Source organism: Hyphomonas sp. (assembly GCF_017792385.1).
In the GTDB taxonomy this organism is placed as follows: Bacteria; Pseudomonadota; Alphaproteobacteria; order Caulobacterales; family Hyphomonadaceae; genus Hyphomonas.
The window spans coordinates 3,661,603-3,685,795 of record NZ_CP051230.1; the positions used below are offsets into that span (position 1 = coordinate 3,661,603).

Here is a 24,193-nt window from a genome sequence, read left to right on the forward strand (position 1 = left end):
ATGAAACGTTTCCTTGCCTCCGCCCTGATCTGCGCCGCGCCGCTTTCCATCCTCATCGTGCCGCCCGCCGCCGCCCAATGGACGGTCTATGACCCGGCCAACCACATCCAGAACATCTACCAGGCCATCCGCTCTCTTCAGGAAGTGAACCAGCAAATCCAGCAGCTCACCCATGAGATCGAAATGCTGGAGAATATGGCGCGCGATCTCGAAGCACTGCCCGATAGCATTGCCGACGACATATTGCGCCGTATGCGCCGCATCGAAGACCTGATGCGCGAGGCCGAAGGCATCGGCTACCGCGTCGAGGAGATCGAGCGCGACTATGAAGAGATCTACCCGGAAGACTATGGCAGTGAACCGCCGCGACAGGCCGTGCTCGTCGAAGAGGCCCGCGCCCGCTGGCGCCAGTCTCGCACGGCTTATCGCGAGAGCCTGACCGTCACAGCGCAGGTCGTCTCCACAGCGCGGGCTGACAGTGACAGCCTCGACCGGCTGATCGCGGACAGCCAGTCCGCCGTGGGCAATCTCCAGGTGGCGCAGGCCGGCAACCAGATCGCGGCGCTGCAGACCGAGCAGCTCATGCAGATGGAAGCCATGATGGCGGCCCATTACCGCGCCGAAGCACTGGAGCGCGCCCGCCAGCTCGCCGAGGCCGAACGTGGCCGCGCCCGCACCCGGGCCTTTCTCGGAGAGTAGCGGGCCATGGACGTGATCGACACATTTCTCGCGACCTTTATCGCCTACATTGACAGCGGGTTCGGCCTGCTGGCGGGCGATGTCGCCTATTTGTCGACCACGCTCATCGCCATCGACATCACGCTGGCGGGCCTGTTCTGGGCGCTCAGCCAGAATACGGACGTCATCGCCGGGCTCCTCAAGAAGGTGCTCTATGTCGGCTTCTTCGCTTATCTCATCGGCAATTTCTCGCTGCTCGCCGGGATCGTCTTTGACAGTTTCGCGCAGCTGGGTGTGACCGCTGGCGGCGGCGCGATGACGGCTGATGACCTGCTCCGCCCCGGCTTCATCGCCAGCGTCGGCCTCGATGCCGGTCAGCCGCTGCTCGAAGAGATCGGCGACATGCTGGGGCCGATTTCGTTCTTCCACAACTTCATCATGATCGCCGTCATGTTCGTCGCCTGGGCGATCATCATGGTCGCCTTCTTCGTGCTGGCCGTGCAGCTCTTCATCACCATCCTGGAGTTCAAGCTGACGACGCTCGCCGGGTTCGTGCTCGTGCCCTTCGCCCTCTGGAACAAGACGACGTTCCTGGCCGAACGCGTGCTCGGCAATGTCATCACCTCGGGCATCAAGCTCATGGTGCTCGCCGTCATTATTGGCATTGGCTCGACGCTGTTCTCGTCGGTGACCGACGCGTTCCGCACCGGGGATGATGTGACGCTCGCCCAGGTCATGGGCACGGTGCTCGCCGCGATCGTCTTCTTCTGGATGGGCATCTTTGCGCCCGGCATTGCAAGCGGCCTCATCACCGGTGCGCCGCAGCTCGGTGCAGGCTCTGCCGCAGGCGCGGCGGCCGGTGTCGCCGCCGGGACCTATGTCGCCGGTATGGGCGGCCGCGCTGCTGTTGGCGCTGTGGCAGGCGGCGCTTCAAGCGCCGTCAAGGCCGGCGCCAGCATGGCGGGCGCGGCGCGCACCTCCTACACTCTGGGATCGGTCGCCTCTGGCGCATCAGGCGCAGCGGGCGTCGCGGCCGGCCTTGCCGGTGTCGCCCGTGCAGGCGGCGACGCCATGCGCCGCGCCGCAAGCCGTCCCGCGCAGTCGATGCGCGAGGCCTACCAACGCGGCAGTCAGGGGGCCTGGCGCGCCACCGGCGGGTCTGAGACCGCGTCCATGCAAAACTCTGCCTCCGGATCATCCTCATCCCAAAGCCCCGGCTGGGCGCGGCGCATGCAGACCAGCCAGCGCATGGGTCAGGCAGGCCAGATGGCCGCCCATTCGATCCGCGACGGTGATCGCGGCGCTTCCGGCGCGAACCCCACCCTCAAAGACAAGGACGACTAGACGATGGCTTTCAAGCGATCCTCCGCAAGCTATGGGCCAAGCCCGTTCCCCGAAACGCCTTACCAGAAGGCGGGTCAAATCTGGGACGAGCGTATCGGTTCCGCCCGCGTGCAGGCGAAGAACTGGCGGCTCATGGCGCTCGGCTGTCTCGGGCTTTGTTTTGTCACCTCCGGCGCGCTGGTCTGGCGGAGTATGCAATCGACCGTCACGCCCTATGTCGTGGAAGTCGATGAGACAGGCGCGGCAAGAGCCATTGCTCCGGCAACGGAGCGCTACACCCCGACAGACGCCCAGATCGCCCATCACCTGGCCAACTTCATCACCCATGTGCGGGGCCTTTCCGTTGACCCTGTCGTCGTTCGCGAGAACTGGCTGAGGGCCTATGATTTCGTGACAGACCGTGCTGCGACCACGCTCAACGAATACGCTTCGGCCAACGATCCCTTTGCCGATGTCGGCCGCAAATCCCGCACCGTGGATGTGGTCAGCGTCGTGCGCGTGTCCGATGACAGTTTCCAGGCCCGCTGGATCGAGAAGACCTATGAGAATGGCGCGCTGGTCCGCGCCCAGCGGTTCACCGGCAATTTCACCCTCATCACCCAGCCGCCGACGGACGCCGAGACCCTGCGCGCCAATCCGCTCGGCCTTTATGTCCATGCCCTGAACTGGGGTCAGGACCTCGTTACAGGAGAATGATCCCCATGCTTCGTATCCTCACCGCCGCTTCCGCCATGGCGCTATTGTCAGCCTGCGCCACGACTGAGCTTGAGCCCATCGACGCCAGCGCCTTTGTCGCCGCGACGCCGGTCGAAGATCGCGCCGACTATCCGGTCGAAATCGTAGAGACCGCCGTGGCGCTTCCGCTGCCCGGCCAGATGATGCCGGTCGGCGCGCGGGTCACCACCTCTCCCGATGGCAGCGTGACACGGACTTATACGAGAACCGTCAGCGCTCCATCGGTCTCCCCCGCCGAAGCCATCCAGCAGGGCCGCACCAGCGCTCTCATTGAGCCTTCGGTCGATGGCTATGTGAACGCGATCCAAGTCTATCCCTATACCGAGGGCGCGCTCTACCGGCTCTATGCGAGCCCCGGCCAGGTATCGGACATTGCCCTGCAGCCCGGAGAGGAACTGGTCTCGGTTTCGGCGGGCGACACGGTCCGCTGGGTCGTCGGCGACACGATTTCAGGATCGGGCGCAACGGCCCGCGCGCATGTGCTGGTCAAGCCGATCAGCTCCGGCATCCGCACAAACCTGATGATCGCCACTGACCGGCGTACCTATCACCTCGAACTCGAAAGCACCGACGGCGGTTATATGGCCGCGCTCTCCTGGCGCTACCCGGCCGATGAACTGGCAGGCCTGACCGCCCGCAACGAACGCGCCATCGCCAGAGACGCGGGCAGCATTGAGCGCGGCCTGACACTTGAGGGCCTCAACTTCGACTACCGACTCTCCGGCGACAGCCCCGACTGGAAGCCGGTGCGCGTCTTCGATGATGGACGGCAGGTGTTCATCCAGATGCCTGAGGACATTGCCACCACCGACATGCCGCCTCTGTTCGTGCTGGGCGCGGACGGCGACGCCGAACTCGTGAACTACCGGGTGCGCGGCAATTATTATGTCGTCGACCGGCTGTTCCGCGCGGCGGAACTGCGCCTCGGCGAGCGGAACCAGACGGTTGTCCGCATCTCGCGCAATGAGCGCCGCTCGCCGCTGGCCGCGATCTTCGGGGACTGAGGAAGATGTCCGAGCCCATTCCCTTTGACGAGCATGCCGAGCGGCTGAAGATCCGCTCCAGCCCGAAGCCGGTCACGCGGGTCAACCGCAAGGTCCTGATGGTCGGCGCAGGCCTTGGCGTGCTCGCCCTGTTCGCGGCGATGAGCATTGCGCTCAAACCGCCGACAGCCGTCGATCCGGACTCCCGGCGCGAGCTCTACAACACGACCAACACGCGCAAGCCCGAAGGCCTCTCCACGCTTCCGGCAAGCTATAGCGACATCGCGCCATTGGAGGATCGCATTGCGCGCCTTGGCCCGCCACTCTCCGGCGATCTCGGCGCGACCATGCTGCGGGCTGAACGCGAACTGGGGATCGAACCGGAATACGTCACCCGGTTCGAGGACGATTTCCGCCCGAACCCCGCCGATGAGGCCGAACGCGCAAGACGCATGCGCGAGGCGGCGCTTGCCGATGAAGCGGCCCGCGCACCGGTCTTCTTCCGGCTCGATTCTCAGAGCGGCACGGCAAGCGCCACCGACACGCGCCCAGCCTATCGCGACCCCGCGCTTGATCTTGGTTCGGAACTGCTCGCGCTCGCCGCCCTGCCGCAAGGCGCGCCGTCCGCGTTCGGTCAGCCAAACGATACCAATCTCCAGTCGCGCAAGCTCGCCTTTGCCGCGGAAGGTATGGAAAGCGAGATCTACAATCCGCACGGCGTCGAGGACCCGGCCTCACCTTATCAGGTCATGGCGGGCACGCTGATCCCGGCCTCGCTGGTCACCGGCATCAACTCGGACCTCCCCGGCACGATCGTCGCGCAGGTCACCCAGCCCGTCTATGACACGGTCACCGGGCAGTATTTGCTTATCCCGCAAGGCTCGCGGCTGATCGGGCGCTACCAGTCGGAAGTCTCGTTCGGTCAGGACCGCGCGCTCGTGACCTGGGACAGGATCATCTTCCCGGACGGATCCTCCATCGTCATCTCCGCGCCGGGTGCTGATGCCCAGGGCTTTGCGGGTCTGTCTGACCGCACCGACCATCACTGGGACCGTGTGTTCGTGGCAGCCGGATTGGCGACCATTCTGGGCGTCGGGGCCGAGCTTGGCGCGGACGGTGACGGCGACCTTGAGCGCGCTATCCGCCGCGGCACGACGGACACGGTCAACCAGGCCGGTCAGCGCGTCGTCGAGCGTAATCTTGGCATCCAGCCAACCATCCGCGTGCGGCCCGGCTGGCCCGTGCGCGTGGTCGTCACCCGCGACCTCATTCTCAGACCCCACCCCCAAGGAGCCACACGATGACCCTTCGTCTTGGACAATTACCTGACCGCACGCCGGTGCGAATGAGCCTTTCGGTCGATCCCGACCTCGCCAGCGCGCTCAGCGACTATGCCGAAATCTACCGACAGACCTATGGCGCGGAGGAAAAGCCCGAAGCGCTCATCCCCGCCATGATCGAAAGCTTCCTGGCGTCCGACGCCGGGTTCAAGCGGGCGCGCCGCGCCCTTCACGCCAATGCCAGCAACGAAAGGTAACCTTACAATGGCACAGATCGGCACGTTCACCCTGAAAGATGGCAGCTATACCGGCACCATCCGCACCATGACCATCAATGTCAAAGCCCAGCTTGTTCCCAATGCGGACAAGGTCTCAGACGGCGCGCCAGACTTCCGGCTCTATGCCGGCGGCGCCGAACTCGGCGCGGCCTGGCGTCAGGAAAGCAAGGACGGCGAAACCCCGTATCTCGCCGTGAAGCTCGATGATCCGAGCTTTGCCAGCCCCATGCGCGCGGCCTTCTTCGAGAACGAGAAGGACGGCACAGGCGTCATGGTGTGGAACCGGGCGAAAGCCGGCTGATCGGGAAAGCAGAACCTCCGATGAGCCTGAGCCTGAACGATCTGGAGAAAGGCCGCCGCATCGCGGCGCTCGTCGTGCGCCATTGCGGCGAGAAGTATTTTCCCCTGTTCGACAGGTTCGACCGGGAAGTCAGGGAACGCGCCTCGGCTGTTGACCGGATCGAGGCCGCGCTCGGTGGCGAAACCCCTGCCAAGCCCGGAAAGAGACGTCGCCCTTGATTTCTACAGAAAGGATTGATATGTATTGTTTCCAAGGAAAGGATACCGACATGTCTCAAACGGCAGCGATAGATGCTCAGGAACGGGCGCGGGTGATGACCATGGCCGTGGTCCGGGCTGGGGAAAAGCTTGGCCTTTCTGGCAAGGACATGGCCCTGATTCTGGGAGTTTCGGAACCGACCGTCTCCCGGATGCGCAAGGACGAGTACCGGCTGGAAGAAGGCACCAAGCCGTTCGAACTCGGCGCCCTGTTTGTTCGCCTGTTTCGGTCGCTTGATGCGATCACCGGCGGCGACGGCAAGGTGGCCAATGCCTGGCTGCGCAATGAAAACCGGGCGCTTGGCGGTCGTCCACTCGATCAGATCAAGACGATATCAGGACTGACCCATGGCCTTGCCTATCTGGATTCCAGACGCGCTCCGCTCTGAACGGAAAAGCGTTTCCCGCGTCTTCTGGCGCTGCGTGGAGGCGCAACACATCGTCTCCACGCTTCAGCTTGTTGATACGCTGGATGAGCAGCGCCTGCTCGAAGACATGCTCGAAGCAACCAAGCCGCCGGTGCCGCCCGACTGCGCGGGTCTTCACTATCTCTACATGACGCCGTTCCGCTACGGCCTCTATCCGAACGGTTCGCGGTTCCGCCGTGCCGGACCGACGCCCGGCGTCTACTATGTGTCCGAAGAACCGGCGACCGCGATCATCGAAACCGCGTTTCATCTACTGATCTTCTATGCGGACTCTCCGGGCACGCCATTTCCAGCTCGCCCTAGCGAGCACACCGCATTCGACGTGCCGGTCCGCACCGATGCCGCGATCGATCTTATGTCAAAGCCGTTCAGCGACGCTGCCGACCTCTGGATGCATCCCAACGACTACGAAGCGTGCCAGCAACTCGAAGAAGTCGCGCGTACCGAAAGCATCCAGCTGATCCGCTATGCCTCTGTCCGCGACCCTCAGCACCGGCCCAACTCCGCCATCCTCACCTGCGCCGCCTTCGCCGCCAATGCCCCCACTCAGAACCAGACCTGGCGGCTCTGGTTCAACAAGGCGGGCGTGCATGCGATCTGCGAATTTCGGGGAGAGAAATTCAGCATACCAGCCACTTCCTGGGATGCCGATGCGCGAATGCGGACTATCGATTGGGAGGTTCCGTCGAACCAATGAATATTGACGAGTATGAATCGAGCGGACGAGCACTCTACGCAGAGCTTTGCGACGTCGTTGCGGAATTGCTGGATCGCGCAATTCAGAATGCTCAAGGGTTCAGACTTCAACAAATTCAGTCCCGTGCAAAGGATCCGATATCTTTGCGGGCAAGGCTCAAGCAGGCAGGTGCAATTGAGTCAGAGGAAATCGAAACTGTACGCAAAGACCTAGCCGGGTGCCGTATTGTTTTTTACACTAACAATGACGTCAATCGCTTCGCAACCTCGGGCCTTTTGGGAGACCTCTTCGAGATCGATTGGGATCGCTCGAAATTCCATCAACCCGGACCGGGCGCTGAGGACGCCGAAAAGCTCTTTCAGTCTTACAATTATGTCGTCCGGCTAAAAGACGACCGCACGACGCTCGTAGAATATGACCGGTTCAAAGGCCTCTGGTGCGAAGTCCAGGTTCAAACGACGCTGAATCACGCCTGGGCGGAAATGGCCCACGACATCATCTACAAACGGCCAGAGATCAAAGGGTTCGGCGACCGTGATTTTGCAATGATTGAGCGCCGACTCGGCGAGGTTATGCGCAATCACCTTCTGCCGGCGGGCTATGTCTTTCAGAAAATCGCAAGCGATGTTCAACGACTCATGGAAGGGAAAGCGCTGTTCGATCTCGGCGCGGTGGATGCGATCTTGAGCGCGCCCGACAATAATGAACGCAAGGATGCGGCCGAACGTCTGCGCGACGATATTCTGCCCTACTATGACGATCCGCAGACCGAGTTTCCGGACATAAGGGAAAAACTGAAACAGGCTTGGCTAGCGGCTCACGACACCGCCACGAAATCCCGTGAAACCCCATTTGGGAATTATCCCGGCGCAGAGCCACATGACGTTGCAAAAGTCATTGCCGATATTCTCGAACGATATCGATATCTCGATCCTGAAGCGACTTACGCTGCAATCCGCGACTTGTTTGTTCAAACGAACAATCCAGACTCTCGCAAGCATTTGATAGGTCTCGCGGAAAAGCTGTCTGCACACACATTGCAGGTCTGGGAAAAATATGGACCGATCGCGCAAACGCGCCTCGCCAACGCTCTCAAGGCGGAAGAGAATCTTGATGCCATGGCGCCGATTGCAGCAACGATTTGCGGCGAAATTCTGAAGCCGGACATCACCGGGACGTCCTCAAGCTCCAACACGGTCACGTTTCACACCGGCGCGATCATCTATAGCGATGCCCTTGCGGCCGCTCGCCGCAACGCCCTCGACGTGCTCATTCTATTGGCGGTGGCCGCCCCATCGGAAGACGATCAGCGCCTCGCCATCTCCAATCTGTTTATCGCCGGCTCCGGCCCGCAACACGGGGCCTACAGCAATGACGTGATGGCGATGATCTTGGACGACAGCGCCCATCTGCTGCACGCGCTTCAACCGATCCTGACACAAAAGCCCATGGATGTGCGACAGGATTACGAACAGCGAATCTTGCATTTGTGGCGGCGTTATCGTTCGTTGTCGGACGACCTTATGCGCGACGCGAAAGTCGCCAAGGCGCGGACGCAATTGATCGACACCATTTTTGCGCTACGCGATGCGCTCAATGTAGACGAGGAGTTTGTTATCTTCAAAACTCTCGTCGGTTTCAGATCTGTGTTTCCACATATGTGGGAGGATAACGGATTCGATTTCAGAAAGGATCAGCGCATACGCGATCAGCGCCAGGATGAACTGCTCGACAGCATATCGGAGGAGACTTGGGGAAACTGGAAGCAGCGTCTGGGTCGCGCCGCAGCGGTCCAGTCGAATGATCTCGCAACCTTTCCGCCTCTAGTCCGGTTTTTTGAACAGATCGCGAGGCGCCACCCTACCTTCGGCATGAACCTGCTAAATGATCGTGATTTGCTCCCATACTGGACCCTTGCCCCTCTGGCGGTCGCACTCTTAGAAACTGACGCGCGTGTGGACGCGAAGGCCGCGTTGCTCGCCTGGGCAGAAAAAGGTGAGTTCCTGCCGGAGATCGCATCGACGGCGAGGTTCACTAAGACGGTTGATCGCGAGCTCGTCCTGCGCGTTGTGGAAATCTCAAGAGACAAGACGGACCAACACGCCTGCGTCATGCTGCTGGAAGCGGCAACCCGCCGTTTCGTCGATGACAAGGCGTTTTGGCGAGACAAGGTTTTCTTTCCGTGCCTCTCCACGCTTCATGCTGCGGGAAACCACCGATGGATCGATTACACATGGTTTTCGGCTCAGGGAGATTCGTTGTTTGCGGACCTCAGCGCCGCGCAGCGCGCGGCCCTGCTTGACGCCATGGCGGACGCGCCGACAATCGACTATCACGCTGAAGCCATTCTCCTCCCTCTCGCCCGTCAGGATCATATCGCCGTTCTGGAGTATTTCGGCCGGCGGATCGCCAGCGCGGAGGAAGAAGGTCGTGAACTCTTCGACGCCGTTCCCTTCTCCTTTCACGAGGTCAACAAGGCGCTTCAGTCTCACCCGAAAGACGTGCTCAATGCTCTGCGCCGCTGGAACGATGCGGACGGCGTCAACGCGCGGTGGCAGCTGTCGCATTTTCTGAGCCGGGTCTATCCAGAATTTGAATCGCCTCTGCCGGAAACGCTCACCGCGCTGATCAACGGTGCTGATGGCGATACGCTGGCCTTTGTCATATCGCTCCTGGAGGGATTTGAAGGACGCGAAACGCTGCTGCCGATCCTGCGCGCTATCCTCGCTTCCGATGCGGCGACCGACGACATCGAAAAGACAGTTTCGCTTGTCTTTCAAGAAACCGGAATGATGACCGGAGAGTTTGGCGCGGCAGAGACCTATCAGGCGAAGGCGGATTCGATCAGGTCGTGGCTTGATGACGCTTCTGGGCGCGTCAGGGCGTTTGCCGAAAAGGAAATCCGCTCTCTGGAACGTAGAGTGGCTGCGGAAAACCGGCGTGCTCAGGAAGAGATCGCTCTGCGACGGCTCGACTATGGCGAGCCCCTTACGGATGCAGATGAATAGCCAAAAAAAAGGTCCTCCGGCACTATTCTGACCGGAATTGCCCGTCTTGTTGATTTTGCGCCCTTTGCAAACTAAGCCGCCCATTCCGGATTCTCCCGATCAAACAGCTCCATGATCCGCGCATCAAAAGGATGCGCGATCTTCAACAGCTCTTCGCGCCGATATTCGAGTGAGCCGCCGTCGCCATAGACGGGTCTTGTCGTCTTGTGGCCCATGAGCAGGCAGCGCAGGCCGTAATCGATATTGGCTTCCTGCATGCGCTTCTCGAAGGCGTGTCGGAATGAGTAGATCTTGTGGTCCGGCGACTCCAAGAGGCCGCGATTGCGAAAGTTCTTCATCATGTTTGCGGAGAAGAGCTCACCCTTGTCGTAATAATGGGCGAAAGCGCGCGGTGCAGCGCGCTTTGCCGCTTCGAGTGCGATGCCGACCAGCGGAATGTCCCGCTCGGAGGTGTCGGTCTTCACTTCGCGGTCAGTCCGCGCGCGGATCGAGATGTAGGGCACCGGTTCATCGATATGAAAATCATCGACACGAAGATTTATGATCTCGCTCGGGCGGCACCCTGATTCGATCAGCATCAACGTGATGAGCTGCAATTCCGGCCGCCATTTGCGTGTCGCGCCGGGCGCCAGAATTTTCTCTCGTACCCAGTCGGATGAGAAGGGCGGCACCTCAGTCCGGGCCTTCGCCTTGAAGTGCATGTTGCGGAACGGGTTCGGTCGCTCCTCCTCGCCGATATGCTTGAAATAGTCTGCGTAAAGGGAGCGGATATTGCCGATGTGCCGGTTGGCGGTGTTTGGCGCGATCGGCGTCGTCGTCTCGTCCTTCGGTTTGACCTGCTTTGCCCAGTGTTTCTGATAGTCGAGGGCAAGTTCGCGGGTGATCTCCTCAAGCGCAATGTCGCCGGCGAAGTCGATGAAATACTGGATCGAGGTCCGCTTGGTCTTCTCCCAGGAAGCGCGCTGGTTCGGTGATTTGTAGAGCTGCGCGTTGTACGCGATCTCGCCGACATAGACCTCGAAGGCTTCGGAGACGCTGATGGTCGGCTTCGGCGCCCCGCCAAGCAGCGCTTCGGCATCTCGCTCCCTGGGGATTTCGGCAGGCCCTGCGTTCTGATGAACCGCCAGCAATCTGGCCAAGGCTTCCTCAAGGGGGGCGACCGTCGCGAGATGATCGATTGGCTGATAGGTGAAACCACTCGCCAGCGCCTTGACCGTCGCCATGCGGTAGCGACGGCGAACCGCCTCAGAGGTTTCCCGATTGGACGAGGGGTGGGCCTCTTCGGCGATCTTGAGCGAGGCCCAGTAATGGTCGTCGGCTTCGGCCAGCAGGTCACGCTTGTAGCGGGCCTGGTCAATCGACGTCGTGCCGAGCGATTCCTTGATGCGCTTGCGGCAATCAAGGTGAGCGAACTTGCTCGGCACACGTCGGTTGTACCACCAGACGCGGCCTCGCTGTTCGAGGTAGGAGTTGTCGTCGACGCGCTTCATGACGCCGACCATTGGTCCACAATCTGGTCCCAATTTGGTCCACAGATTCCGGCCATTCTATGCAAGGCGATGCAAACGGAACCGAAAATTCCGTTTGCTTTCAACCCTTTAAGCGGAGACCATTTCGAGAGAAATGGCGCGAGTGACGGGGCTCGAACCCGCGACCTCCGGCGTGACAGGCCGGCACTCTAACCAGCTGAGCTACACCCGCGCATTTCCTTGCCGAAACTCGGCGAGCCGCTTCTCTATTAGACCCCGGATGGCCGGTCAAGCGGGGAACTTCACGCGAATTTGCACTTTTCTGTATTAAACTGTCATTCCCCGGCCATATTCGCGAACAAGTATGGAAATCCAGATTCGAGGGGCTCCCATGAAACGCTTTCTTCTCATCGGTACAGGCATTCTTGCGTTGCTGGTCATCGCCGCACTGTCCGTGCCGTTCTTCATTCCCAAATCGGTCTACAAGGCGCAAATCGAGAAGGCGGCGACCAATGCGCTGCAGCGCGATGTCACTCTGGCAGGCGAGGTCGACATCTCTGTGTTTCCGCGCATTTCGGCGACGGTCAGGCAGGTGAGCGTTGCCAATCCCGAAGGCTTTGCAACGCCAAACATGATCGAGGCTGGCGAATTGCGCGGATCGGTCAAATGGATGCCTCTGCTGTCGCAGCGCGTGGACGTTCAGGAACTCGCCTTCATCGATGCGCAAGTGCTGCTGCAGAAACGCGAGGATGGGCGCACCAATTGGGAGTTCGCCGAGGCCGATCCTGCGCCCGCAGAAAACGAGGGCGGCGCCTCCGGCGGGTTTGAAGCCGGCATCGAGTCGGCCGTGCTGGAAAACGCATCCCTGACCTTCCGGGACGATGTCGCCGGCACCTCCTATGAACTGACGGAACTGGACCTGCGGGCCTCGATGCGCGGCATGGACCAGCCGCTGGTCGCGGAAGCCGCCGGCAAGTTTCAGAGCCAGGCCTTCAACATGTCCCTGAAAGTCGACACGCCCGCCGCCCTGACCGGAAATCAGCCGGCAGGACTTGAACTCGACCTGTCATCCGATCTCGCCAGCCTCGACTATACCGGCTCGCTGCAGCTCTCGGGCTCGCCCGTTTTCGACGGTGCCTTCACGGCGAACATTCCGGACACACCAGCTCTGGCACGCCAGTTCGATCTCACCCTGCCTGCCTCGGCAGCCCTCGGGCGCGTGCGCGCGAAAGGCACAGCGAAGGGTCCGCTGGACGCGCTCGCGCTGACCGGTCTGGAGGCCTCCCATGACAGCGCCCTGCTCACGGCCTCCTATGCGGGAGATGTCTCGCTCGGCGGCGACGGGAAACTGAATGGCAATGTCTCGGTTGCCAGCGACCGGATGCGCGATCTGCTGGCCACCGCCAACGTGGCACTGGCACCGGGCGAAACGCTGCAGACGTTTTCCGCAACCGGTCAGGCTGACGGATCCTTCAAGTCGGTCATGCTGAATGGGCTGACCCTGAAACTCGACGACCTCTCGGCAACCGGTCAAGCCGGTCTGGACCTGTCCGCAGCCACGCCGCGCATTGTCGGTGACATGGCGATGCCGGAACTCGACCTGACCGCCTTCATGGGAGAACCGGCAGACGAAGGCTCCAGTGCATCCCAAGGCATCCAGCCCTGGAGCAAGGAGCCGCTGGACCTCGCCGGATTGAAAGCCGTCAACGCGCAGCTCGACCTCGATGTTGCCCGGCTGGTTGTGGGTGATGTTGTGCTGACCGATACCGTGACCGCCGTGAACCTGACCGGCGGCGTATTGACGGCGGACCTGACGCGTTTCAACGCCTTCAACGGCACCTGGCAGGGCAAGCTGTCGGTCGATGCGCGGACCGCTACGCCAAAGGTCGGCTTCGACATGCAGGGCCAGCAGGTGGCGATCGCGAATCTCCTTGGCACACTTGCGGGCTTTGACAGCCTGACGGGCACAGGCAATTTCAAGGTGTCGGCGAGTTCCAGCGGCGCCAGCCTGGACGACATCATGCAGGCGCTCGACGGCACCGTATCCACGGACCTTTCCGATGGCATCATTCGGGGCTTGAATGTCGCCGCGCTGGTGCGCAGCGCGTCGACCCTGAAACAAGCCGTGGCCACCGGCTCGCTGGAAAATCTGAACTTCAGCGAAGCCCTGTCGGAAAATGCTGAGACGGATTTCTCGAGCTTCAACACGGTCCTGACCATCAATGACGGTGTGGCAAACGTCGATTTGATGAAGCTGCTCAGCCCGGTGGTGGGGGTGGACGGGTCCGGGAAGATCAACCTGGCCGGACAGTCCATGGATTTACGCCTCGCCACGAGCATCGACAAGGCGGCCCAGGGTCAGGGCAGTGTCGTGCAGCTGAACGGCATTCCGGTGCCGGTGCGCATTTCGGGGCCCTGGAGCAAGCCGAAAGTCACACCGGACATGAGCGGTGTCACGTCAGCGCTGAAGGCAGAACTCGGGACACGCCTTCTCAACGAACTCGGCGGCTCAAGCGCGAGCGGATCCGGCAGCGCCGAAGACGTCATCGGAGGCCTGCTGGGTATTGAGCGCCCGGCAGAGCCGGAAGATGAAACAGGCGAAGCGACGCAAGCCCCCTCAGCCGAGGAGACTGCGATCAATGCATTGGGCGGCCTGCTCGGCACCCGCAAGAAAGAGGACAAACCGTCGGGAGATAACTGATCCGGTAGAGGTCAGGCCTGTGCCGACTTGGCAAGTGACGGCTCCGGCGCCTCGGCTTCAGCCCGTGCGGCGCGTACGATTTCGGCCTTCGGCTGGACGTCTTCGCGCGGACGAAGGTTCACAACATGAGTCAGGTCATCCAGGGGTTTGGCGCGGCTGATGAAGAAGCCCTGCAATTCCTGACAGCCGATATCTCGCAGGAATTCGGCCTGGAATTGGGTCTCGACCCCTTCTGCGGTGCAGCGCATGCCCAGGGAATGGGCCAGGGAAATTGTCGCCTGTGTGATCGCCCGGCTGTCTGAACGGCTCTCGATGTCGCGGACGAAGCTCTTGTCGATCTTGATCTTGTCGAACGGAAAACTCCGCAGGTAGGACAGTGAAGAATAGCCGGTACCGAAATCGTCCAGCGCGATCCCGACGCCGATCTGTTTCAGCTTGTGCAGCCGCTTCAGTGTGAAGTGCGTATCGGACATCAGAACCGATTCCGTGATCTCCAGTTCCAGCCGGCGAGGATCAATATTGTTGGCCGCAATCGCATTGACGATGGTCGACATCAGATTGGCAGAATGGATCTGGAGCGGCGAAATGTTCACCGACACTTTCACATGCTCGGGCAGGCGACGGGCTTCGGCAAGCGCCGCGCGGATCACCCAGTCGCCGATACGCGTGATCAGGCCATTGTCTTCGGCATGCTCGATGAAGTCACCGGGATACACCAGTCCGCGTTCGGGATGCATCCAGCGAAGCAGGGCCTCGCATCCCACCATTTCATGGCTGTGAGCATCGACCTGAGGCTGGAAGTGAAGTCGAAACTCGTTGCGCTCGAGCGCCGACTGCAGGTCAGCCTCGATCTGCAACTGGGCCCGGGCCCGCTCGTCCAGAGCCGGCGTGAACATGCACCATGTGGACTTGCCGAGCTTCTTGGCCTGATACAGGGCAAGATCCGCATGTTTGAGCATGGTACGGGCATCGCGTGTCTCTGCATCGAACAGCCGCACACCGACGGAAGCGGAGCAATTCGCCGTCGAGCCGCGCAGATCGTATGGAATGCTGAGGCGTTCGGTCAGTTCATCCAGAAATAGCTCGAGGTCGGAGAGCGAGTCTCGTTGCACGATCATCGCGAACTCATCTCCGCTGATGCGGGCCACCGTGTCCTTCTCGGCGCTGGATTCGTTCAGGCGCCCAGCCACATGCTGCAGCAATTCATCGCCGGCCGGATGTCCAAGCGTGTCATTGACCCATTTGAAATTGTCCAGATCGAGCCAGACCAGCGCGCGCGCTTCCGGCTCCTGCACCGGCTGGCGAAGGGCCTTTTCAAGGTGCTCCTGCATGTTCATCCGGTTCGGCAGTCCGGTCAGGCCGTCATAGTGGGCCATGAATGCGATGCGATCCTCGATCTCCTTCGATTGGGTGATATCAGATGCAACGCCGCGGAAGCCCTTGAACACGCGGTCCTCGAAGATCGGCTTGCCGGTCAGGGACAACCAGCGGTCCTCCGTGCCATTCGCGAGCTTCATTGACAGATCGCGAAAACTCTGACGCCGCATCATGCTGGTCTTGAGAACCTTGGCGGCATCGTTCACCTCGAACTGACCCACAAGGGTCTCGCCCACTTCGAAATCTCCCGGCTGGTGCTCGGCCCCTTCGAACACGGCAGGAATGTCGACGAGCACACCTTGCGCGTCGGTCTGCCAGAGCCAGTCGGACGTACTCTCCTCGAAATCGCGCAACAGCAACCCGATCAGCTGGGACTGCTCCCTGACGGCCGATTCATTGAGGATCTGCTTGACGAATTGGGTGTGTGACCATCTCACCGCGAAGGCCAGAATGAATACGTAGACGGCTGTGAGGATCGACGCATACACGTGCTTCGGATCCTGCTGAAGCTGCATTTCGAGTACCAGCCCGACAGCGATGGGCACGATAAAGGCGAGCGCCGCCCGCGGAATTCGGGACATGAGAAAGGCGCCTGTAAACATGACGCCCGTCAGGATCACGCCGATAATCAGCTGTCCGTAACTGTCCGCGACATTCAGCACCAACAGCGGTGCAATCGCCCAGAGTGCACCTGCGGCTGCCACCCCCCAGGTGAACACCTCTATCCGCTTGGTCAGCACGACGGGATTGCGGGTCCGCTTTGCGGGCCGCTTGCTGGCCACGTATCCTGTCAGGCAAACCAGGCAAATCGCGCCGAGCCAGATCAACAGGGGGCCGGATGCCGCTGTGTCCCGGAACGACAGCCAGATTACACAGGCATTGACAAGGTTCGACAGGATGAGCGGTCCGATCATCGCGCTGATGATTTTCAGCTGACGGGTCCGCCAGGCCGACTCGGTTTTCTCCGTCAGGCTGAACGCGTCAGCCTGACCGTCCGCCGGCTGTATCTCACCCGTCTTCAAGCACGCCAAATTCATGCGTCCACCCCGGTTTCCCTCCGATTCCCCAGAACCGCTGTGGGTGAAACTGATACGTCAAGAAGATGAAAGCCGGTGTAGCGAAACCAGAAAAAACGAAGGATTTCGCTTACGAAGTGTCAACCAGACCGGATCCGGAACTGAAAGCTGCTACAGGTTCGACAGGATTTCCTGTGCCCGGTCCTGGATGGCCTCGCGCTCCGTGCCGTCTATCCGCTCGGCATTCCGGAACACCAGCGACATGCGGGAATTGTCTTTCAGCCTGGCTTCGTTGCGGAAGATGAAATCCCAATAGAGGGCGTTGAACGGACAGCTGTCCTCGCCGGTTCGCGTCTTCGGATCATACCGGCAACCCCCGCAATAGTCCGACATCTTGTTGATATAGTTTGCGCTGGCCGCATAGGGTTTCGAGGCGATCACCCCACCATCGGCAAACAGGGCCATGCCGTGCGTGTTTGGCAGTTCGACCCATTCATAGGCGTCGGCATAGACCCGCATGTACCAGTCATTCACCTCGTCGGGCGAGAGGCCGGCCAACAAGGCGAAATTTCCGGAGATCATCAGGCGCTGGATGTGATGTGCATAGGCGTGCCGGATGGTCTGGCCGATCGCATCGGCGAGGCAGGCCATGTCGGTGTCGCCTGTCCAGTAGAATTCCGGCAGGGGCCTGTGCGCGTCGAGGAAATTGCTGCGGCCGTATTCCGGGCCCTTCCACCAGTACAGGCCGCGCACATACTCCCGCCAGCCGAGGATCTGGCGGATGAACCCTTCGACGGCGTTCAAGGGCGCCTGACCCGCCTTCCACGCCGTTTCGGCGCGCGCGCACAGGTCGAGCGGGTCCAGCAGGCCTACATTCAGATACAGCGACAGGATCGAGTGCCACATCCAGGGTTCATCCCGGGCCATGGCGTCCTGATAATCGCCGAAGCCCGGAAGGATGTCCTGCAGGAATGCGTCCCGCGCCGCCTCGGCGTGCTGTCGCGTTACGCCGAATTCAAACGGCCTCAGATCACCGAAATTGTCCGCAAAACGGGTTTCAACCAGTTTCAGAACGTCTCGTGTGGTTTCATCCGGTTCGCAAAACCATCTCTGCGGAGTCTGTTTTGATTTCGGCAGGCGTTTGCGGTTTTCCTGATCATAGTTCCACTCACCGCCCGCCGGGTCATCTCCCTCCATCAGCAGGCCGGTCTTGCGGCGCATCTCGCGGTAGAAATATTCCATCCGCAACTGCTTTCGTCCCTCGGCCCAGTCGGAGAACTCTTCGAGACTGGCAATGAACCGGTCATCATCTCGCAGGTCGACCGGCACGCCGAACAGGTTGGCCCAGTCTTCCATGTCGGACAGGAGCCGCCATTCTCCCGGTTTCGTCACGACGACCCGGTCAAATGGACCGCACTCATCCAGCGCCCGGGAGACTTCCGCACGCAGGGAGCCCTGATTGCCGGACTCGTCCAGCGCGACATAGCGGACGGTCACACCGTCTTCGCGAAGCTCATCGGCAAAATGGCGCATTGCGGAAAAGACAAAGGCCAGCTTCTTCTTGTGATGGCCCACATAGGAGGCCTCTTCCATCACTTCGGCCATCAGCACGACATCTTCAGACCGGTCGATATCGGTCAGGGACGACATCGCGGGCGACAACTGGTCGCCGAGTATGAGTCGCAGGACTGCCACAGGGTCAGTAAGGCTTGGCGAGCACGTATTCGATGTCCTGGCCGCGAGCCTCGAAGGCCAGTTTCAGCCACCGTCCGGCATCATCATACCAGAGAGTGACGTCGATATCGGAGTCCAGCAGGAACCGCGTGGCTTCCACTTCCTTTCCGGCGGCGACAATCGTTTCCTGCCCCTGTTCAGACACAGCGACGTCGAGAACTTCGCCATCTTCCGTGGAGAGCAGCCGGGAGGCCTCCGTCGCAGCTGCATTCCAATGGCTTGACGGAATGATCGATGCCGGCACCGTGCCCTCGAATTCAGAGCCATCGACAGCGAGTTCCGCGCCCCGGCGCGTGGCCTGGACCTGCCCTTTCTTGCCGTCATCATTGACGGATCCATTCAGGGCAACCAGTTGCCCGTCCTGCCAGGTTTCCGTTGCCGACAATTCGTACTTGAAGACAGTGATCGGCCCGAGGCCTGCCTTGAGGCTGACATCGGTGCGAGCGGTCAGACGACCATTATCATCCTGCCCGAAAGTCACGGTATGGGACCCGAAGGGCTTGCCCTTGCGCAACACGTCGAAGGCGATCACGTCTCCGGGCCTGGGCGACCATTGCGAGTTTTCCGTCTTGGCCTGAGCAGGGGTTGCCAGCAGGGTGGCAGTCATGAGCGAGAGCGCAATCATCCGGGTCATTTGAAGTATCTCCAGAACCTGTTCGGCCTGTGGGCCACGAAACAGACACAGCTCTCATCGCCAACCGCAGCCGGTTTGTGGCGCATGCCGGGTTCCCCGAGTACGAGATCGCCGCGGCAATAGGTGCCGTGCCCGTCCGAGAAACGCCCGGAAAGCACAACAGTTGCTTCCAGACCGCCATGGCCGTGCATCGGTGCACTTTGCCCGGCTTCCAGTTTCATGAATTTGGTGCCCGGCGCGCCGGCTGGGGCATAGTGGACCCCGGAAAGCCCCCGGCGCCAGCTGAGGGGACCTTCTGCCCGCGCCAGCAACTCGCTGGCCGATACGTGCGGCCTGTTGCCGGTACGATTCCAGGCACGCCGCGTCGCGGCCGGGCGGGGAGCGGGCAGGCTTTCCTCCAGCAGAACGCCGCCAATCATTGACCAGAGACTGGCCGTCTCGGCACCGTCCGGGCTGAGTGAAACGTGCAGGTCCGCAGCCAGCGCAAAGGAGTCCGGGTGGTTCCCCGCAGCGTGGTCCATCATGAACGCGATATAGGTGTCAGAAAGGGTCAATCGGGTCGTCCGGTGGATAGTTTGGTGTCATCGTGTCTACGAGGCATGTGCGCCTCTGGATCACTGCGCCCGGCAGGCCGCGCACAGCGGTTGTGAAAACCGGCTCGCCGCACTAGCTTCGCAGCAACGAAGAACGACCAGAATCGGACCCAAATTGATGAAATTTCATCGCTCGGTGATCGACCTTATCGGCAACACCCCCCTGCTCCGCCTCAACCGCGTCTCCGACGAAACGGGCTGCGAAATTCTCGGCAAGTGCGAATTCCTGAATCCCGGACAGTCGGTGAAAGACCGTCCGGCCCTTGGCATTGTCCGGGACGCCGAAGCGGCGGGTGAACTGAAGCCCGGTGGCACGATTGTGGAAGGTACCGCCGGAAACACCGGCATCGGGCTGGCGCTTGTCGGCGCGGCACTGGGATACCGGGTTGTCATCGTGATGCCGCGTACCCAGAGCCAGGAGAAGAAGGACGCGATCCGCCTGCTCGGCGCCGAGCTGATCGAAGTGGACGCGGTGCCTTACAAGAATCCGAACAATTACCAGCACTTCTCCCGTCGCCTGGCCGAGGATCTTGCCAAGAGCGAACCGAATGGCGCCATCTGGGCCAACCAGTTTGACAATGTCTCGAACAGGAAGGCGCACTATGACACGACCGGGCAGGAAATCTGGACGCAGACCGGCGGCAAGCTGGACGCGTTCATCTGCGCCGTAGGGTCCGGCGGCACATTGGGGGGCGTCTCCATGGCGTTGAAGGAGAAGAACAGCGACGTTCAGATCGGCATTGCCGATCCCGGTGGTGCGGCCCTCTACGAATACTATACGTCCGGCGAACTCAAATCCGAAGGCACCTCCATCACGGAAGGCATCGGCCAGGGGCGGATCACCGCCAATCTGGAAGGCATCGAAGTGGACCGCGCCTATCGCTGCAGCGATGAAGAGGCTTTGAACATCCTGTTCGACCTTGTCCAGAATGAAGGCCTTTGCCTTGGCGGGTCCGCCGGGATCAATATCGCAGGGGCCGTCCAGATGGCGCGCGATCTCGGCCCCGGCCACACGATCGTGACCATGCTGTGCGACTATGGCAATCGCTACCAGTCCAAACTGTACAATCCCGATTTCCTGAGATCCAAGGACCTGCCGGTCCCCAGCTGGATGGAGGCCTGAACATGGAGTCCGGAGACCCGCTCGTCACCGCTGAATGGCTGAAGGAACATGTATCGGCGCCGGATGTCCGCGTTGTGGATGCCACCTGGTTCCCGCCCTTCCTGAACATGGAGCGGACGGGCCGTCAGGCCTGGGCCGAAAGCCATATTCCGGGGTCTGTCTATTTTGACATTGACGCCATCAAGGCCGGCGGCACCGACCTGCCCCACATGCTGCCTGATCCCGTGATGTTTTCGTCGCGGGCCCGCAAGCTGGGGCTTGGGGACGGCAACCGGATCATTGTCTACGACCAGTTCAATTTCTTCGCATCTGCCCGCGTCTGGTGGATGTTGCGCGTGATGGGCCAGAAAGACGTGAAGGTTCTGGATGGCGGCCTGCAGGCCTGGATTGAAGCAGGCGGCGAGACGGAAGACTTGCCGCCCGTCCCCGTGGAACGGCATTTCACCGCCCGGGTCCGCTCCGACCTGCTGAAGGATGCCAGCCAGGTGCTGACCGCGTCACAAGGCGGCACGCACACAATCATCGACTCCCGCTCGGCCGAGCGGTTTTCGGGAGAGGCTCCCGAACCTCGGGAGGGCCTGATGTCCGGACACATTCCGGGAAGCGTTTGCCTTCCTTCGTCTGAACTCCGCACCGCCGATGGAAGAATGAAATCCGCCGAGGACCTCGCGAAACTGTTCGACAATCCCAGCGCTCCGACCATCACGACCTGCGGTTCGGGGGTCTCCGCCGCTGTGACCGCACTGGCCCTTGCACGTCTCGGGAACTGGGACGTCGCCGTCTATGACGGATCGTGGACCGAATGGGCCTCCGACCCGTCCCGGCCGATCGCCACGGGCAAGGCATGACAAGAAAGACCTCAACGCGCCTGATCCACACGCGTGGACGCCGTATGGATCAGAATACGGTCAATCCCCCCATCGAGCGCGCATCCACCGTTCTGTTCGACACATCGTCTGATCTGTATGGGGCCTCGCCCGGCTATGGCCGCATGGGCCTGTCGGTTCACCGGGAACTCGAAGCCGCGCTCTGCACGCTGGAAAACGCCAGCCATGCCAAGCTGGCTGCGAACGGGCTGCAGGCCTGCGCCCTGGCAATCGGCAGCCAGGTGAAAACCGGAGACCATGTCCTGTTCACGGACTCCGCCTACGGACCAACGGCCCGCTACCTGGAGCGACGGCTTGCCATGATGGGGGTCGAGGCCACCCGTTTCGATCCACGGGTGGGTGCCGGGATCGCAGACCTGGTTCGCCCCAATACACGCGTTATCTATCTGGAATCCCCCGGGTCCCTGACCTTCGAGATCAGTGACACGCCGGCCATTGTCGATGTTGCGAAGCAGCGGAACATCCGCACCATCATGGACAATACCTGGGGCGTCGGCCTGCTCCACAGGCCGCTTGACCTGGGCGTCGACATATCGGTTCAGGCGCTGACCAAATATGTGGTGGGCCATGCCGACATATTTGGCGGCGCCGTCATGTGCCGCGAGAAATGGGTAGCACAGGACGTGGCAGATTGCGGCGATGACTGGGGCATCAGCCTCGCGCCGGATGATGCCTATACGGCCCTGCGCGGCCTGCGCAGCCTGCAGACACGCATGGCCGCGCATGAGCGGGCCGGTCTGACCATCGCAAACTGGCTGGACGGACGCGACGAAGTTTCCCGGGTGCTGCATCCGGCACTGCCGCAGCATCCCGATCACGCTTTGTGGAAACGGGATTTCCGCGGGTCGAACGGCCTGTTTTCCTTCATCCTGCGCGAAACGCCAACCGCAGCCTTGGCGCGCTTTTTCGAGGCCCTCGACCTGTTCTCGATGGGCTTTTCCTGGGGCGGCTTTGAAAGCCTGGTTATTCCCTGCGATCCGCAATTGAAGCGGATGAAGGGCCATTGGAGCGAAGACAAGGACGGTCCGCTGCTGCGCATTCATGTCGGACTGGAAGATGTGGATGATTTGATTGCCGATCTCGATGCCGGCTTTGCGGCGATGGGAGCTGGATAGGTGAAACCTGACGCGCGCCGCATCGGCCTTGTATTGGGGCCTGCCCTGGCGGGACTGATACTGTTCGCCGGGGCGCCCGAAGGATTGAGTGACGCAGCCTGGGGCACGGCCGCCCTGATGGTGCTGATGGCGGTCTGGTGGGCCACGGAAGCGATCCCCATTCCGGCCACGTCGCTGATGCCGCTGGTATTCCTGCCGCTGTTTGGTGCGGGCTCCCCCGCACAGACCGGCAGCGATTATGCCAATCACATCGTGATCCTGTTGCTGGGCGGATTCATTGTGGCCATCGGCATAGAGCGATGGGACCTGCACAAGCGCATTGCCCTGAATGTCATCAGCCGCGTGGGTACATCGCCCGGCGCGCTTGTGTTTGGATTCATGCTGGCAACTGCCGTTTTGTCGATGTGGATTTCCAACACCGCCTCCACGCTGATGATGGTGCCCATCGCCCTGTCTGCCAGCGCCGTTCTGGGCAATGTCTCCCGGCATTTCACCACCGCCCTCATGCTGGGCATCTGCTATGCGGCCTCGATTGGCGGCGTGGCCACGCCGATCGGCACGCCGACCAATCTGATCGCCATCAGCTGGCTGCAGACAGAGGCCGGTGCCCATATCGGGTTTGCGCAATGGATGGCCTTCGGCCTGCCCGCCATGGCGCTGCTGCTGCCTGTGGCCTGGTGGAATGTCACGCGCGGCATGCCGGTGAAATCCGAAAATGCCGAGATCGTCTCGCAGCATGTGCGCACACAGCTGGCGGATATCGGGAAGATGAGTGTTCAGGAAACCCGCGTGGCCATCGTGTTCGGCATCACGGCGGGCCTGTGGTTGTTGCGCCTGCCGTTGGAACTGGGCCTGGAATCGGCGGGGATCGATCTTCTGGCAAAGTATGGCGGCGCGGAAATCGACATGATGATCGCGATTTTCGGCGCCCTGCTCATGTTCCTTGTGCCGGCCGGCGGCGGGCATCATCGCGGCCTGCTCGACTGGCCGGAAGCCGAGCGGATCCCGTGGGGCGTCCTGCTGTTGTTTGGTGGCGGCATTGCCATGGGCAAGGCCATTTCCCGGACCGGCCTGTCGGAATGGATCGGGGAAAGCCTGCGCGTTCTCGACGTATTGCCGGCGTTGGTGTTCATCCTGATCGTGGTGGCGCTGGTCATTTTCCTGACGGAAGTCACATCGAACGTAGCCACAATGACCACGCTGGCCCCTGTGCTGGGGTCACTCGCCATCGCCCTTGGCGCAGCGCCCGAGAGCCTGCTGGCCCCGGCAGCGGTGGCTGCGTCCTGCGCATTCATGTTGCCGGTGGCGACGGCGCCCAATGCCATTGTCTACGGGTCCGGTCATGTGACCATCCAGCAAATGATCCGGAAGGGCTTTTTCATCAATCTGGCAGGGATCGTGATCATCGCGGCGATCGGATACTGGATCGCGCCGATGGTGCTGTAGAGGAACCCGGCGCAACACGGCGCCAAATTCCTCCACTGTCGGCAAGCTGCGTCCCTCACCCAGCCCCGTCTGCACTCAGGCATACAGGACCAAGCTGAACGCCACCTGA

21 protein-coding genes and 1 tRNA gene are annotated in these 24,193 nt (G+C 61.4%); 16 read left to right on the top strand and 6 right to left on the bottom strand.

The window, feature by feature from the left end; translation table 11 throughout:
* The 11 genes from trbJ to HF955_RS17705 are packed head-to-tail and all read left to right on the top strand — an operon-like array spanning position 1 to position 9,989.
* Positions 1–699 (top strand): P-type conjugative transfer protein TrbJ, encoded by a 699-nt coding sequence (gene trbJ / locus HF955_RS17655; protein ID WP_084398221.1) that lies wholly within the window; start codon positions 1–3, stop codon positions 697–699.
* 6 nt (positions 700–705) lie between these two features.
* Positions 706–2,022 (top strand): P-type conjugative transfer protein TrbL, encoded by a 1,317-nt coding sequence (gene trbL / locus HF955_RS17660; protein ID WP_273184060.1) that lies wholly within the window; start codon positions 706–708, stop codon positions 2,020–2,022.
* A 3-nt stretch (positions 2,023–2,025) separates the two neighbouring features.
* Positions 2,026–2,718, top strand: a complete 693-nt coding sequence (trbF, locus tag HF955_RS17665; RefSeq protein WP_084396180.1) for a conjugal transfer protein TrbF — start codon at positions 2,026–2,028, stop codon at positions 2,716–2,718.
* A gap of 5 nt (positions 2,719–2,723) precedes the next feature.
* Entirely contained in the window at positions 2,724–3,761 is a 1,038-nt protein-coding gene (gene trbG / locus HF955_RS17670) for a P-type conjugative transfer protein TrbG (protein WP_084396194.1), read from the top strand.
* A gap of 5 nt (positions 3,762–3,766) precedes the next feature.
* On the top strand, positions 3,767–5,044 hold the full coding sequence (locus tag HF955_RS17675) for a TrbI/VirB10 family protein (RefSeq protein ID WP_084396179.1): 1,278 nt from the start codon (positions 3,767–3,769) through the stop codon (positions 5,042–5,044).
* A complete protein-coding gene (locus tag HF955_RS17680) occupies positions 5,041–5,277 on the top strand; it encodes a DUF2274 domain-containing protein (protein ID WP_084396178.1) in 237 nt (78 codons plus the stop codon). Before HF955_RS17675 ends, HF955_RS17680 begins: the two co-directional genes overlap by 4 nt.
* 7 nt (positions 5,278–5,284) lie before the next feature.
* The gene (locus HF955_RS17685; RefSeq protein ID WP_084396177.1) at positions 5,285–5,599 is read left to right on the top strand and encodes a DUF736 domain-containing protein; all 315 of its coding nucleotides are present in this window, start codon (positions 5,285–5,287) and stop codon (positions 5,597–5,599) included.
* A gap of 20 nt (positions 5,600–5,619) precedes the next feature.
* Positions 5,620–5,817, top strand: a complete 198-nt coding sequence (locus HF955_RS17690) for a hypothetical protein (RefSeq protein ID WP_143435261.1) — start codon at positions 5,620–5,622, stop codon at positions 5,815–5,817.
* 50 nt (positions 5,818–5,867) lie between these two features.
* On the top strand, positions 5,868–6,245 hold the full coding sequence (locus HF955_RS17695; protein WP_084396193.1) for an MbcA/ParS/Xre antitoxin family protein: 378 nt from the start codon (positions 5,868–5,870) through the stop codon (positions 6,243–6,245).
* Positions 6,205–6,981: an RES family NAD+ phosphorylase gene (locus HF955_RS17700; RefSeq protein WP_084396175.1), complete on the top strand. Its 777-nt coding sequence runs from the start codon at positions 6,205–6,207 to the stop codon at positions 6,979–6,981. Before HF955_RS17695 ends, HF955_RS17700 begins: the two co-directional genes overlap by 41 nt.
* Entirely contained in the window at positions 6,978–9,989 is a 3,012-nt protein-coding gene (locus tag HF955_RS17705; protein WP_084396174.1) for a RelA/SpoT domain-containing protein, read from the top strand. The genes HF955_RS17700 and HF955_RS17705 overlap by 4 nt, the downstream gene beginning before the upstream one ends.
* A gap of 71 nt (positions 9,990–10,060) precedes the next feature.
* Here HF955_RS17705 and HF955_RS17710 read toward each other — a convergent pair whose 3' ends face one another.
* On the bottom strand, positions 10,061–11,479 hold the full coding sequence (locus tag HF955_RS17710) for a DUF6538 domain-containing protein (protein ID WP_273184068.1): 1,419 nt from the start codon (positions 11,477–11,479) through the stop codon (positions 10,061–10,063).
* 134 nt (positions 11,480–11,613) lie between these two features.
* Positions 11,614–11,690 (bottom strand) — tRNA-Asp (locus tag HF955_RS17715).
* Between the two features lie 159 nt (positions 11,691–11,849).
* Here HF955_RS17715 and HF955_RS17720 point away from each other — a divergent pair.
* The gene (locus tag HF955_RS17720; protein ID WP_291076908.1) at positions 11,850–14,159 is read left to right on the top strand and encodes an AsmA family protein; all 2,310 of its coding nucleotides are present in this window, start codon (positions 11,850–11,852) and stop codon (positions 14,157–14,159) included.
* A gap of 11 nt (positions 14,160–14,170) precedes the next feature.
* Here HF955_RS17720 and HF955_RS17725 read toward each other — a convergent pair whose 3' ends face one another.
* The 4 genes from HF955_RS17725 to HF955_RS17740 form a co-directional block, all read right to left on the bottom strand.
* Positions 14,171–16,573, bottom strand: a complete 2,403-nt coding sequence (locus HF955_RS17725; protein ID WP_291076909.1) for a bifunctional diguanylate cyclase/phosphodiesterase — start codon at positions 16,571–16,573, stop codon at positions 14,171–14,173.
* Positions 16,574–16,723: 150 nt separating this feature from the next.
* Entirely contained in the window at positions 16,724–18,247 is a 1,524-nt protein-coding gene (locus tag HF955_RS17730; protein ID WP_291076910.1) for a cryptochrome/photolyase family protein, read from the bottom strand.
* A 4-nt stretch (positions 18,248–18,251) separates the two neighbouring features.
* Positions 18,252–18,920 (bottom strand): DUF6134 family protein, encoded by a 669-nt coding sequence (locus tag HF955_RS17735; protein ID WP_291076911.1) that lies wholly within the window; start codon positions 18,918–18,920, stop codon positions 18,252–18,254.
* The gene (locus tag HF955_RS17740; protein WP_291076912.1) at positions 18,917–19,474 is read right to left on the bottom strand and encodes a cupin domain-containing protein; all 558 of its coding nucleotides are present in this window, start codon (positions 19,472–19,474) and stop codon (positions 18,917–18,919) included. Before HF955_RS17740 ends, HF955_RS17735 begins: the two co-directional genes overlap by 4 nt.
* 157 nt (positions 19,475–19,631) lie before the next feature.
* On the opposite strand from HF955_RS17740, the gene HF955_RS17745 reads away from it, so the two are divergent.
* From HF955_RS17745 to HF955_RS17760, 4 genes are read left to right on the top strand one after another with little or no spacing between them, the layout of a single operon-like run.
* Complete coding sequence (locus HF955_RS17745) at positions 19,632–20,636, top strand: cysteine synthase A (protein WP_291076913.1); 1,005 nt, start codon at positions 19,632–19,634, stop codon at positions 20,634–20,636.
* A gap of 2 nt (positions 20,637–20,638) precedes the next feature.
* Positions 20,639–21,484 (top strand): sulfurtransferase, encoded by an 846-nt coding sequence (locus HF955_RS17750; protein WP_291076914.1) that lies wholly within the window; start codon positions 20,639–20,641, stop codon positions 21,482–21,484.
* The gene (gene metC, locus HF955_RS17755) at positions 21,481–22,638 is read left to right on the top strand and encodes a cystathionine beta-lyase (RefSeq protein WP_291076915.1); all 1,158 of its coding nucleotides are present in this window, start codon (positions 21,481–21,483) and stop codon (positions 22,636–22,638) included. Before HF955_RS17750 ends, metC begins: the two co-directional genes overlap by 4 nt.
* Positions 22,639–24,084 (top strand): DASS family sodium-coupled anion symporter, encoded by a 1,446-nt coding sequence (locus HF955_RS17760; RefSeq protein WP_291076916.1) that lies wholly within the window; start codon positions 22,639–22,641, stop codon positions 24,082–24,084. It abuts the gene before it with no gap.
* Positions 24,085–24,193 lie beyond the last annotated feature (109 nt).